9 protein-coding genes and 1 tRNA gene are annotated in these 12241 nt (G+C 63.0%); 4 read left to right on the plus strand and 6 right to left on the minus strand.

Annotation, left to right across the window (positions count from 1 at the left end; translation table 11 throughout):
- Window positions 1–16: 16 nt before the first annotated feature.
- Window positions 17–92, plus strand: a tRNA-Lys gene (locus RRU_RS02510).
- Window positions 93–262: 170 nt separating this feature from the next.
- Entirely contained in the window at window positions 263–928 is a 666-nt protein-coding gene (locus RRU_RS02515; protein ID WP_162470597.1) for a hypothetical protein, read from the plus strand.
- Window positions 929–1073: 145 nt separating this feature from the next.
- Here the strand turns inward: RRU_RS02515 and RRU_RS02520 are convergent, their stop codons facing one another.
- From RRU_RS02520 to RRU_RS02545, 6 genes are all read right to left on the minus strand, one after another.
- A complete protein-coding gene (locus tag RRU_RS02520; RefSeq protein WP_011388237.1) occupies window positions 1074–2420 on the minus strand; it encodes a radical SAM/SPASM domain-containing protein in 1347 nt (448 codons plus the stop codon).
- Window positions 2421–2511: 91 nt separating this feature from the next.
- On the minus strand, window positions 2512–4014 hold the full coding sequence (locus RRU_RS02525; RefSeq protein WP_011388238.1) for a radical SAM protein: 1503 nt from the start codon (window positions 4012–4014) through the stop codon (window positions 2512–2514).
- A 64-nt stretch (window positions 4015–4078) separates the two neighbouring features.
- Window positions 4079–4267, minus strand: a complete 189-nt coding sequence (locus tag RRU_RS02530; RefSeq protein ID WP_011388239.1) for a hypothetical protein — start codon at window positions 4265–4267, stop codon at window positions 4079–4081.
- A 123-nt stretch (window positions 4268–4390) separates the two neighbouring features.
- The gene (locus tag RRU_RS02535; protein WP_011388240.1) at window positions 4391–6259 is read right to left on the minus strand and encodes a hypothetical protein; all 1869 of its coding nucleotides are present in this window, start codon (window positions 6257–6259) and stop codon (window positions 4391–4393) included.
- A gap of 244 nt (window positions 6260–6503) precedes the next feature.
- The gene (locus tag RRU_RS19885; RefSeq protein WP_011388241.1) at window positions 6504–7184 is read right to left on the minus strand and encodes a lysozyme inhibitor LprI family protein; all 681 of its coding nucleotides are present in this window, start codon (window positions 7182–7184) and stop codon (window positions 6504–6506) included.
- Between the two features lie 623 nt (window positions 7185–7807).
- A complete protein-coding gene (locus tag RRU_RS02545; protein WP_011388243.1) occupies window positions 7808–8803 on the minus strand; it encodes a lysylphosphatidylglycerol synthase transmembrane domain-containing protein in 996 nt (331 codons plus the stop codon).
- Between the two features lie 581 nt (window positions 8804–9384).
- Between RRU_RS02545 and bchI the strand changes: the two genes are divergently transcribed.
- Together bchI and RRU_RS02555 are read left to right on the plus strand one after the other, a co-directional pair.
- Window positions 9385–10407, plus strand: a complete 1023-nt coding sequence (bchI, locus tag RRU_RS02550) for a magnesium chelatase ATPase subunit I (protein ID WP_014625950.1) — start codon at window positions 9385–9387, stop codon at window positions 10405–10407.
- Window positions 10404–12221 carry a magnesium chelatase subunit D gene (locus RRU_RS02555; protein WP_011388245.1) on the plus strand — a complete coding sequence of 606 codons (1818 nt, stop codon included), beginning with the start codon at window positions 10404–10406 and terminating at the stop codon, window positions 12219–12221. Before bchI ends, RRU_RS02555 begins: the two co-directional genes overlap by 4 nt.
- Window positions 12222–12241: the final 20 nt, after the last annotated feature.

Here is a 12241-nt window from a genome sequence, read left to right on the forward strand (position 1 = left end):
GAAGAAAGTACCCTAAGGGCGTATAGCTCAGTTGGTAGAGCAGCTGACTCTTAATCAGCGGGTCGTAGGTTCGAATCCTACTGCGCCCACCAAATTCAAAAAACCCAGCCTTAACCGGCTGGGTTTTTTGCGATTCGGGGCGCTTTCGCCGATTAGAGGGGGCGTGGCGCCTTTCTATCTGAGCTTCTTTTGTATTTATTTTTTCTCTCTATGGGGGTATTTTAATCTTTGCATGTTATTTAAGTCGAAGAGGGGCGATCTGATGGATATGGTGCTGGTCGCTATTGGCGTTGGGTTTGCGGTTTTGCTGTTTGTTATGTTCGGTACTAAATTGGGTAAAGATCCCACTAAAAAGACAGTGGAGCAATTGGAAAGGGAGCAGCGTCTTCACGCTCGGTATATCCGAACGCTGACTCTGGGAACAGAAGAAAGTCTTAAAGCTCACGAGCAAGCAAAACGTGTTGATGACGAATTAGAGTGGCGTTACTTAATATGCAACGAAGGACAGGCTCCCTATGTTTTTCGTGCTAGGGCATTTTCGAATTTTGATGAAGGATGGCGAAGAGGTCAGAGTGAAGGAAAAGACGAAAATAAGTGCTTGGAAATGGCTCTTGTAAATGTTCTTTACTGTTTTGCAAAAGATAATAATTTATCAAAAATTATTGATGAAAATAATTTGGAAGATTTTTTTGGCTATCTTATGCTTGAAGTTATGCCTTTTAAAAAATTAGGGAAAACTAGAAGTCGAAAGGCAATTGCCGATTATGTTTTATGGCAATGCAATCCAAAATGGATTAACTCAGATATCCTTTCTCATGATATTGAAGCTGGCCTTAATATAATAGCCGAGAAAAATGTGGAATCTACCTTTAACTATCGTAAGATTCCCTATGCATGGACTCAACTAATTTCACAATCAAAAAATTAAAAAACTAATATACGCGCTGTTTTTTTGGGAAAGCTTCATCTTTTTTGTTAATAATTGAATTTATTTAATTATATTTTCTGGCACAGAATTCAAAAAACCCAGCCTTAACCGGCTGGGTTTTTTGCGATTCGGCTGATTGCATCGATCACGGCGCCGTGGCGCGTTCGTGGTGGAAGGCGCCGTAGAAGGCCATTTTGTCTTCCAGGCCCTCCTTCATGCTGCACGACAGCAACTGACCGGCCTCGTGCAGTTTCGGGCAGGAACCCAGGCAGACCGGCAGCAGGGTGCAACCGGCGCAGCCGGCGCTGGTGAAGGGGTCGAAATCGCCATAGGGGATGGTCGCGCTCTCGACCTCGGCCAGGGTGCGGTCGATGTCGTCGGGGTGGATGCGGGCGAAAACCGACTGGTCGGTGCCCACCGCCGGCACGCATTTGCCGATACGGCCCTGGGGATCGATGGTGAAGCCGTTGCTCAAGGTGGCGGTGCAGGGATGGTTCACCGGCTGGGGCATGCCATAGACCATATAGCCCTGGTCTTTGAGGAAGCGGCGGAAGTCGTCTTCCTCATCGGCGAATTCCGAGTTGGAGAAGCAGTCGTGGGGAATGCAGTCGATGATGCCGCGGCTGGTATTGATGAAGCCCAGGCGGAAATCCAGGCGGGGATCCAGGATGGCGTGGCGCTTGAACATCCTGACTACGTCTTTGGCCTCGGTGATGTTCTGGCGGTCGACATTGATGCGGATGGTGACGCTGCCCGTTCCTTCGATCAGGGCGGGCATATGCGCCATCAGGAAGCGGTAATAGGCCTCGGCCCGGTCCAGGGGCACGCGGCGGCGCTCGGCATAGGTCGTCACCGCGCCATCAAGCGAGATCTGTAAGGCGCGCACGGCCATTTTGGGCAGGGCGGCGACGATCTCGGGCGTCATCAGCAAGCCATTGGTCAGCATCTCGGCGTAATAGCCGATGCCTCTGGCCGCGCAGATGGCCTGCAGTTGGGCGCTCATCGTCTGGATGGTGGTCCAGGCCATCAGCGGTTCGCCGCCGAACCATTGCACGACCATGCCTTGGGCGGTTTCGGCCTTGCGCCGGGCGAACTCCACCACGCCCTTGGCGATCGCCGGGGTCATGGCCCGTGAGTGCTCGACGTTCTGCTGGAAGCAGTAGCTGCATTTCATGTTGCACTGCATTGTCGGCGCCAGGGTCAGATAAAGCCGGCGCGGATCATCGCGATGGGCAAGGTAGCGGGCCTTTTCCAGGGCGTATTCATCGGCCTGGGCCGGCACGGCGAAGCCGAGCTTGGCCAGGGCCTCGGCCAGATCGGGCAAGGCGGTTGCGTCGCCCCCCAGGCCGGTCAGGCATTGATCGATCGCCGCCCGGCGGCCCTCGTCAAGCCACAGCGCATGGCCGGTGACGCTGTTGAACAGAATCTGTCCATCCTTGCCTTCCAAAAGAAGGTTGAAGGCGGAGGGTTTCCACTCTCGGGCATCGAACATGGGACGATCCTCTTTCTTTAGGCTTACGCCGGGCCCTTTTTCATCACGCCCGCGCCGGGTCCTTTGCGTCACGCCCGTGCCCCGGGCGGGGCTACCCCAAACGGACGCCGGGGCGTTCGTTGTTGGGGCAGAGCGGCGGGGCGGTGAAGATGGTGCCGTAGGAGTAATAGGCGTCGCGGTAGCAGCGGCCCTTTTCCCACATGCAGCTTTCAAAGCCCGGGCAGGTCTCGCAGGTCGTACCGGCGAACTGGTCGCGCGAGGGGTGGATGAAGGCCATCATCGCGTCACTGTTCCAGATCTCGGCGATGGTTTGCCGGCTGGCGTCGCCGACGAAATACGGCTCCTCATAGGCCATCTGTTCGCACAGGAAGGCCTTGCCGTCGGGGCCGATGCCCAGCGAATGCCAGCCGCCGCCGCAGCCGATCCGCCCATCCCACAGCCTTTGCTTGAGCTCGGCGGTCAGAACGATCGGCCCGCCGGCGGAAAGCGAGACGTTTTCATTGAGGACGATGTCGGGAAAACGCTCGCGGATCTCGGCGAACTGTCGAGTCAGGGTTTCGGCGTGCTGGGGGCCAAGGAACAGATCGTCGGTATGGCGGTGGAGCGAGCGGGTATAGCGCACGAAGCTGAAGCGGCGGCCGCCCAGCGCGTAGAACTGTTCAACGATGGGCAGCGGCTGGTTGGCGTTCAGCCCGGTCACTACGCATTTGACGATCGGCATGATGCCGAAGCTCATGAAATTATTGAAGGTCTCGACGTTTTTCTGGTGACGCGGTTTGGTGACGTTAAGCAGGCGCATGCCCAGGGCCTCGTCGACGGAATCGATGCTCAATTGCACCGGGCGGTCGATGACGCCGTTGACCTTCTCGCCAAGGCCGGCCTCCATCAAGCGGCCGATGGTCGGCTTCGACAGGAAGATCTTGGTCGAAAGCAGGAAATGCATGTCGTTGCGCAACATGCTTTCGATGATGTCGACCCCGTCCTTGCGGGCGAAGGTATCGCCGTTGTCGGGGGAGCACAGCCGCACGCCGAGGCCGGCCATCTCGGCCAGGATCTCCTGCCAGCGCGACAGCGCCATCTCGGGCAGCTTCTTGCGGTCGGCATAGCAATACAGGCAGTCGGTATGGCAGCGGTGGGTGGTCACCGTATAAACGTTGATCGGGGCGCGCAGGCGGAAGCGCTGCTTCACATCGCCCATCACCGTCCTGAAATCGTCCCCGCCGACAACGAAGTGCCGGGAATCGAAGCGTGGCGCGTGGGGGATCGGCGCATCGGATACCTCGATCAGTCCATCGCGGCCGATGCCGGCCATCGACACCTTGTTGCGGACCAGGGTGTCGACCGAGGCCAGAAGGTCGAGCAAGGGCAGGGGGCTTTCGGGGAACAGCGCGCGGAACATGCGGTCCAGGTCGGAAAATCGCGTGCGGCCATCAAGCAGCGACAGAACGAAGCCCTGGATCGGCTGGAGGATGTGAATATGGGTATTGATGTAATCGAGCGGATAGAGAATCGGCCGGTCGCCATCGATCTTGAAGACGAATTCCCGTCTAAGGGCGGCGAATTGCTCGGCCGCGATGGTGAACTCCTGACCCATGAGCACCCCCTGTTTTAGGACGATGCCGTCGCGAATATGCGCGACGGCATCGCCTTCTGAGAGATTACCAGCAGATCATACACGGACAGATCGTGCAGCCCGTACAGCCGTCGGCCAGTTCAGGAGTGACGATCCTGAAGCCTTCCTTGGGCACCAAGTCGACCTTCAGCCCCTTGGCTTTGATGAGTTCCTGGATTTCGTGAACCAGTTTCTCGGCTTCCTGTTGGGAGGCCGGCCTCTTTTCCAAACTCATTGTACAGCCCTCCGGTTACATCGAAGGGACGCCACCATGACGTGCCTTCGAGCACAATAACCATACTTAGATTGTATGTCGTTTATCAACCTAAACTTACTTATCTGTTTAGGGAAATTTGCGTCAGGCGTTCATAAGGGCGGCGATCTCGTTCGAGAGCTGGCCGACGGTCCAGGCCGAAAGCTGGGCCAGCATGTTCACCGCCTCGGCATCGAGGCTTAACTGGGAGGCCGTGGAGTAATTGGGGAAGTTGGCCAAAGGTCCTGACGGATCAGAGGCTTGACCGGATTTCAGGTCGGCCTTGAGGGTGCGGTCCAGGATCTGGCTCTGCCAGCGGTCGACCCGGTTATTATAGACCCACAGCACATCGACCTTGCGGCCGGCGTCGAGGGCGGCCACGGGATTGGCCACCGTAACCAGAGATTGCCGGGCCCAGGCGATATCGGCGCCCAGGGTCGATCCGCCGGCGCAACTGGCCTGCCGCAACGCCTGACGCAGCCCGCTGAAGCCGCCGCCTTGCGAATCGTCAAAGATCTGGACATAGCTCATCGGTTGGGTTGGCGACATGCCGCCATAGGACGGATAGGTGTTCTTGGCGCTGTCGTAGGCGCCATAGCCAAACAGCAGGGCGAGTTGTTCATCGACGATGAGGTCGGTGTTGCCTGGGGTGAAGGCGAGGGGCTGTTCACAGTTGACGAAGGCGATGGCCTTGATGTCGCCCAGCGTACGGGCCAGCAGGCCGAGCAGGCCCGTATTGTCGAAGGTGCCGCCGTCGGTGAAGCCATAGTTTTGGGTCGAGGAAGGCTGCCCCTTGGGGGCGATCGGCCAATAATCGTATTGGGGGATAACCGGAAACGGCGCGTTCCTTGCCGCCAGGGCATAAACCTCGGCCTTGGTCTTGGGGCTGGGAAGGGAGGAGTCGGCCAAGGCCCGCGCCCGGGGGGCGTCCGCCTGCTCGATCAGCGAACGCAGGCGGATTTTGGTTTGGGCGATATCGGCCGGCGCGACGGCGAGCTTTTCGGGCGATACCGCCAACTCGTCTTCCATCGCCCGGAAATGCGGGCTTAGATGTTGCTGGAGCCATTGGGCGAAAAAGGCGCTGGAGCAGCCGGTGATATCGCACAGCGAATACCGCCCCGCCTGGGTAACGCTCAGCGGATTGGCGGTGGCGTCGCCGGCGAGCGTCGTTCCGAAGCCCAGCGACTCGCAGGCCCCGCCGCCGACAAGGGCGCCATCGGGGCTGGCCCCGGGCAAGCCGGTCGAAACGGGCGTGGCCTGGACCGGAACCTGGGGCGCTTCCGCCTTGTCCTGAAGCAGATTGAAATTGACGATCAGCGTCGGCCGGCCGGCGCGCGGCTTATAAAAATCCGAGGTCGTCAGCGAGGGATTGGCCGGCAGGATATGGGCGGCGATGTAATCATCCGACAGGCTGAAATAGGTGCTTGGGGTCAGACGGGTCTGGGTTCCCGCCTGATACAGACCGAAGCCCTTGAGAACGAACTCGCCAACCGCGGTGATCCACAGCCAGGACCAGTCCAGATGATAATGGACCATCCAGGTCCAGGCGAATTTGGCAATGTTGAAATCATTGAAGTTTCCCGGAACCCGCCCCAGGCTGAGCGGCGCGAGATAGGACACATTGGCCGGCGAGGCGGAAGAGGGCGAGCCGCTGATCAGCGCATTGGGCGGTTGCGGCGAGATCAGGATATCCGTATCGGCGACCGGCTTTCCGCCAATCGACGGCGGCAGATAGGTGAAGGGCACCGCAGCCCAGCTTCCCCCCGATACGGACGAGACATAAGCCACCCGCTTGATCAGGGGCTGGCTTGGCGTCAACGGGTCGGCAAGGGTGAGAAGCGCCGAAAGCTGCCCCAAGGTGCAGCTTAACGAGCGCGAGCCGCCGCCCGAGAAGCAGACCCCCAAAACCGGGGTGGTTGGCGGGCGCTCTCCGATCGGATCCGGATAGGGGGTGATGTGATAGGTCTGCGACATGACGATCCTCCTCCACTACGCCCGAAGGGGGGTCAAGGGTATGCCCCCTAAAGGGGTTAAGCTTTAACGATACGTCCTTTAAGGGATTTTGCCATCGACAAAACCAAGGCGACTTAAAATATTTATTTTCGCGTTTTAAGCGCTCTTGGCGGCCATGGGGCGCCGGCCCGGGCTTGCGGCGGAGCGCCGGTCGGGGTGGCGGAAAAGGGGATGGGGAAGGGAGTTCCTGAAGGCTCGGGAGACCCTATGGCGCGGGGACCGGGCAGGTCAGATCGCCCTCGGCGCAGCGAAGGTAGCTTCTCAGCTCCTTGACGCGCTTTTGGGTCAAGCCCTCCCGGCAAGTCGCCAGCGCCATCGGATAAGCGCTACCGCCCTCGACGCCCGAGGTAGCGAAGGCGCATTCGCCATCGCGGAAGGCGAGCCAGGCTTTCTGGGCGCCGACCAGGCGGGCCTTGGTGTCGGGATCGTTTTTCAAGCGGCCGCCAAGATCCTTGTAAAGCTGATTAAGCTCGCCATCGGTGCGGCGAAGCGCCTGATCGGCGCACAGCGTCATCTCGGCCTGGGTCTGCGGCGCGGCGCATTCCTGGGCCCGCGCCTGGGGCGCGGCGGCGAGGCAGAGGGCGAGGGTGAGGCCGGTCAGACCCGGCAGGCTGGTAGGGGTGGGCATGTCCTGGGCGCCTTTCGTCATGAAGGCCATGGGCAAGCCGCCGAGAGTCGGCGGCGCGGCGTAAGCGCTCTCGTGATCGGCCATGGCAGGCCTGGGGCATATCGGCTCGTCACGGGTGAGGAGGGCGCCGATCGCCTCGGCGTTCCAGATTTCCAATGCGCTGACCTCCCTCAGGCTTCCCAGATCGATATCGGTCATCCGATTACAAGGGCGTGGTTTGAGATCGGGATCAATAATGCAATGGGAAACCCCGGACATACAGGACGCTCCGCTGGCGCAGCCGGGCCCATAATGCGGGGCGAGTCTGGGAGTTGTCTTTGCTGGCCTTTGCGATCGCGCCCGCGGGATCGGACGTTCCGCGCCGTCATGATGGGAAACCACCGCGTATAGACCCAAAGCGCTTCGAGGGTGGCTGGGATCGACGGGGCGTTAGGGCGGGTGACGACGAGGGAGTCCACCGTCCGTCGGGACGGCGCCGCTCCATCTTATTGGCTTTGAAGGAAAGTCCCCGCGTTAAAGGGATTTCCTTTAACGCGGTCGGCTTTCAGGGCCCTTTGCTTGGGGGCCCGGGCCGGGGATCGCCATTGTCCCGGGCCGAGACGTCAAATAGCGGTTAGTGCTTCGGGGGGGCGGCTTTGGCGGCGGTAGCGGGTTCTGGAAGCGGCTTGGCGGAATCCGAAGGTTCTCGGGGTTTGTCCGTGGGATGGGCTTCGGCGGTTTTCTTGCTGGCCACCGAAAAATCTTTGAAGGACATGATGATCGCCTTTGACCGTTCGAGAAAAATCTCTCGTTCTCTTAGGTGGGACGGCCGGTCGGGGCGATCAATACTGTAAATTGTGGCGCGCGGTGTTTTCGGCCGCGCGCCATCGGCCAAGGGCGGCTCAGGGGCCGGGCGGCGGGCGCTGCCGCGATGACCGGGCGGCCAGCACCGACGCTTCGGCCTTGCGCTTGGCCCAGTTCAGGAACTGCGCGCGCTCGAACAACAAGATGACCACCAGCGACAGGGCGAAGGGGATCAGCAGGTAGAACATGCGAAAGACCACCAGGGCGGCTAGCACGTCGGCCTGATTGATATCGGGCAGGCCGGTTAGGAACAGCACTTCCAGCACGCCCAGGCCGCCCGGGGCATGGGAGAGCAGGGCCACCGAGAACGAGGCGAGGAAGATGCCGAGCACCACCATGAAGCCCGGATTGCCGACCTCGGGCAGGGCGAAATAGATGATGGCGGCGGCGCCGATCAGTTCGATCGGCCCCATGGCGAGCTGCTGGAGCACCACCGAGAACCGCGGATAGGCCAGCGGGAAGCGGCCGATCCGCCGGGGCTTGAAGCCCATGACGCTGCCGAAAATATAAAGCGCCACGACCAGCAGCATGATCGCTCCCATGGCGATCGGCCCGCCAATGGGCAGGTCGGGGAAATAGCGCGCCATCAATTCGGGTTCGAACAGCAAGACCGCGCCGCCCAGCAGCAGGGCGCCGAGCAGGAAGGTGAACGAGCAGAAGGCGACCAGCAGGCCGACCTCGCCCCCCGACAAGCCGCGCGAGGTATAGGCCCGGTAGCGGACGACGGCGCCCGAAAACACCGAGGCGCCGATATTGTGCGACAGCGCATAGGTGGTGAACGAACAGAGGGCGATGAAGCTCCAGGGCAGGCGTTTTCCCAGGTGGAGCAGGGCGATCCGGTCATAGCCGGCCAGGGCCATATAGGCGATGACGGCGCTGCCGGCGGCTAGGCCCCAATGGCTGTAGGGAATGGCGTTCAGGCTGTCGATGACGTCGTCAAGCGAGATGCCGCGCAGTTCCTTGTAAAGCAGCCACAGCGAGAAGGCCACGGCGACAAGGCCGATGGCCGGCCAAGCGAACTCCTTGGTTTTCATGCGAAACGACCACTCCGACGGGACTGCGATGGACCGGGGCGCGCCTGTCCCGGGAAAAGACGGCTTCGGAACGGTTCGATCGGCACCTTGCGCTCTCCTTGGTGGCCTCGGGCCTTGTCCGCGATCGGGGGAACCCGAAGGGGCAAGGATCAAAAAAAGGCGGGCGTCCCTAGGGGCGGTTCCAAGCCTTTGGGGGCTTCGTCGCCTGATCCCGCGCGAGACCGGCACTCCCAATTGCTGACAATATGGTTGAGCGGTCTTGACGGGCGCAAGGGCCTAAGACCCGGCCATTCGGTCGGGGTCGCCTCGTCCACAGGTCATAGAACATCCCCAAGGCCGGGAGCGCCAGAAAAATTCCGTCGCCGCGCCGCCGTCGCCTTTGGGGTGAGGACAGCTCGCCCCTCGCCCCTTGATCGATCGTGGCCGTATCACCCTTGCATGGCCGGAGGGGGACCGTCATACTTGATCTGTCTTGGTCGTTTGACAGTCCAGTGTGTCAACAAGTCAGGTGTGTCCATGGCTCCCTCGTTTGCGTTTCGTGCCTATCCCCACCGTTTCCAGATGGTCGGGGTGATCTGATCATGGCGGTTTTCCCGTTTTCGGCCATCGTCGGCCAGGATGAGATGAAGCTGGCGCTGCTGATCGCCGCCGTTGATCCGTCGGTGGGCGGTGTCATGGTGTTTGGCGATCGCGGTACGGGTAAATCCACCGCCGTGCGCGCCCTGGCCGCTCTGCTGCCGCCGATGCAAGCCACGGTCGGCTGCCCCTATGGCTGCGACCCCGAGGCCGATGCCAAGACCTGCGTTCCCGATTGTCCGCGCCATGGGCCGGGCGGCGCCCAGGCCGAAAGCCGGCCGGTGCCGGTGATCGATTTGCCTTTGGGCGCCACCGAAGACCGCGTGGTCGGGGCGCTCGATCTGGAACGCGCCCTGGCGCGCGGTGAAAAAGCCTATGAGCCGGGGCTGCTGGCCCGGGCCAATCGCGGCTTCCTGTATATCGACGAAGTGAACCTGCTCGAAGACCATCTGGTCGATCTGCTGCTCGATGTCGCCGCCTCGGGCGTCAATGTCGTCGAGCGCGAAGGGCTGTCGATCCGCCATCCCGCCCGTTTCGTGCTGGTGGGCAGCGGCAACCCCGAAGAGGGCGAATTGCGGCCGCAGCTTCTTGACCGCTTCGGTCTGTCGGTCGAGGTGCGCACCCCCGATCAGTTGGCGACCCGGGTTCTGGTGGTCCGCCGCCGGGATTCCTATGAAAGCGATCCCGACGCCTTCGTCGCCGAATGGCAAGCCGCCGATGGCGATGAGCGCAACCGCATCAGCGCGGCGCGCGAGGGTTTGAAATCGATCAGCGTCAGCGATGATATCGTCGAGAAATGCGCCGAGCTGTGCCTGAAGCTGGGCACCGATGGTCTGCGCGGCGAACTGACCCTGGTCCGCGCCGCCCGCGCCCTGGCCGCCCTGCAGGGCGACAAGGCCGTGACCCTGGACCATCTGAAGCGGGTCGCCCCCTCGGCCCTGCGTCACCGCCTGCGGCGCGATCCTTTGGACGAGGCCGGCTCTACCATTCGCGTTCAGCGCGGGATCGAGGCCGTTCTCGGATCATGACCGCGCCGGCCGCCTTTAACCCGCTGACCTGGGACGAGGCGGCCCGCGCCGCGGCCATGGTCGCCGTCGATCCGGTCGGCCTGGGCGGCGCGGTGATCCGCGCCCTGCCCGGACCGCCGCGCGACCGCTGGCTGGCCTATCTGCGCGAGCTGCTGCCCGCCGACGCGCCTTTGCGCCGGATGCCCCTGCATATCTCCGACGACCGCCTGCTCGGCGGTCTGGATCTGGCCGCGACCCTGCGCGCCGGTCGGCCGGTGGCCCAGCGCGGCCTGCTGGCCGAGGCCCATAACGGCATCGTCGTGCTGGCGATGGCCGAGCGCGCCCCGGTGGGCACCGTGGCCCAACTGTGTTCGGTGATCGATTGCGGCGAGGTGCGCACCGAACGCGATGGCCTTGGCCTGCGCTCGCCCGCCCATCTCGGCGTGGTGGCGCTGGACGAGGGACTGGAGGAGGACGAGCATCCCCTGGCCTCGCTGGTCGATCGTCTGGCGATCTCGCTTGATCTTGGACCTTTGCGCGATCTGTCCGACGATGGCGAACTGCCCGATGCCGATATGGTTCAGGCCGCCCGCGAGAACCTGGGCGCCGTCACCATTCCCGAGACCTTGATCGAAACGCTGTGCGCCACGGCGGCGGCCTTTGGCATTTTGTCGCTGCGCGTGCCGCTGTTCGCGCTGCGGGTGGCCCGCACCGCCGCCGCCCTGGATGGGCGGACGGCGGTCGAGGACGCCGATATCATGACGGCGGTGCGGCTGGTGCTGGCGCCGCGCGCCCTGGTGCTGCCGATGCCGCCCGAGGACGACGCCGAGGATCAGCCGCCCCCGCCGCCCCCGCCCGAGGAGCCCCCCGAGTCCGAGCCCGAACAGAAAAAGGACCAGGACGATCAGGGCGGTCCGACGCTTGAGGAAATGGCCGTCGCCGCCGCCGCCGCCATCATGCCGGCGGGCATGCTGGCCCGCCTGCGCGCCGCCGGCGGCTTGCGCCGCAAGGTCACGCCACCGGGCAAGGCCGGGGCGCTCAAGGCCGCCAAGACCCGGGGCCGTCCGGCCGGAACCCGCCCAGGCGCGCCTGGACCGGGCGCCCGGCTTTCGGTCATCGATACCCTGCGCGCCGCCGCCCCCTGGCAGCGGGTGCGCCGCGACGAGGAGGCCGCGCGCCTGGGCGACGAGGGTGTTCCGCCAGCCGAGGGCGGCCCCGCCGGTCCGCGTGTGCTGGTCCGCCCCGATGATTTCCGGGTGACGCGCCTGCGCCAGCGGGCCCAGACGACGACGATCTTTGTCGTCGACGCCTCGGGATCCTCGGCCCTGCACCGCTTGGCCGAGGCCAAGGGCGCGGTGGAACTGCTGCTGGCCGATTGCTATGTGCGCCGCGATCAGGTGGCCCTGGTCGCCTTCCGCGGGGCGCGGGCCGATGTCTTGCTGCCGCCGACGCGCTCGCTGGTGCGCGCCAAGCGCAGTTTGCAGCGGCTGCCCGGCGGCGGCGGCACCCCCCTGGCCTCGGGCCTCGACGCCGCGACCGCCCTGGCCGAATTGTGCCAGCGGCGCGGGGAAACCCCGGTTCTGGTGGTGCTGACCGATGGGCGGGCCAATGTCGGGCGCGATGGCACCGGCGGCCGGGCCAAGGCCGAAGCCGATGCCCAATCGGCGGCCCGCGCCCTGCGCGCCATGGGGCTGGGGGTGCTGTTGGTCGATACCGCGCCGCGTCCCGATCCGCGCGCCCGCAAACTGGCCGAAGAGCTTGACGCTTGCTACCTCGCCTTGCCCCACGCCGATGCGATGGCTATATCGCAAGGCGTTCGTGCGGCGATGACCTGAGCAGGTCACGCCGACGACCC

Origin of the sequence: Rhodospirillum rubrum ATCC 11170, from assembly GCF_000013085.1 — a bacterium.
Classification (GTDB): Bacteria; Pseudomonadota; Alphaproteobacteria; order Rhodospirillales; family Rhodospirillaceae; genus Rhodospirillum; species Rhodospirillum rubrum.

Excerpts from the sequence above, each read along its gene's own strand:
- RRU_RS02520 (WP_011388237.1), bottom strand. The coding sequence starts at position 2,420 with ATGTTCGATGCCCGAGAGTGGAAACCCTCCGCCTTCAACCTTCTTTTG.
- RRU_RS19885 (WP_011388241.1), bottom strand. The coding sequence starts at position 7,184 with ATGTCCGGGGTTTCCCATTGCATTATTGATCCCGATCTCAAACCACGC.
- RRU_RS02545 (WP_011388243.1), bottom strand. The coding sequence starts at position 8,803 with ATGAAAACCAAGGAGTTCGCTTGGCCGGCCATCGGCCTTGTCGCCGTG.
- RRU_RS02515 (WP_162470597.1), top strand. The coding sequence starts at position 263 with ATGGATATGGTGCTGGTCGCTATTGGCGTTGGGTTTGCGGTTTTGCTG.
- RRU_RS02555 (WP_011388245.1), top strand. The coding sequence starts at position 10,404 with ATGACCGCGCCGGCCGCCTTTAACCCGCTGACCTGGGACGAGGCGGCC.
- RRU_RS02530 (WP_011388239.1), bottom strand. The coding sequence starts at position 4,267 with ATGAGTTTGGAAAAGAGGCCGGCCTCCCAACAGGAAGCCGAGAAACTG.
- RRU_RS02525 (WP_011388238.1), bottom strand. The coding sequence starts at position 4,014 with ATGGGTCAGGAGTTCACCATCGCGGCCGAGCAATTCGCCGCCCTTAGA.
- RRU_RS02535 (WP_011388240.1), bottom strand. The coding sequence starts at position 6,259 with ATGTCGCAGACCTATCACATCACCCCCTATCCGGATCCGATCGGAGAG.
- bchI (WP_014625950.1), top strand. The coding sequence starts at position 9,385 with ATGGCGGTTTTCCCGTTTTCGGCCATCGTCGGCCAGGATGAGATGAAG.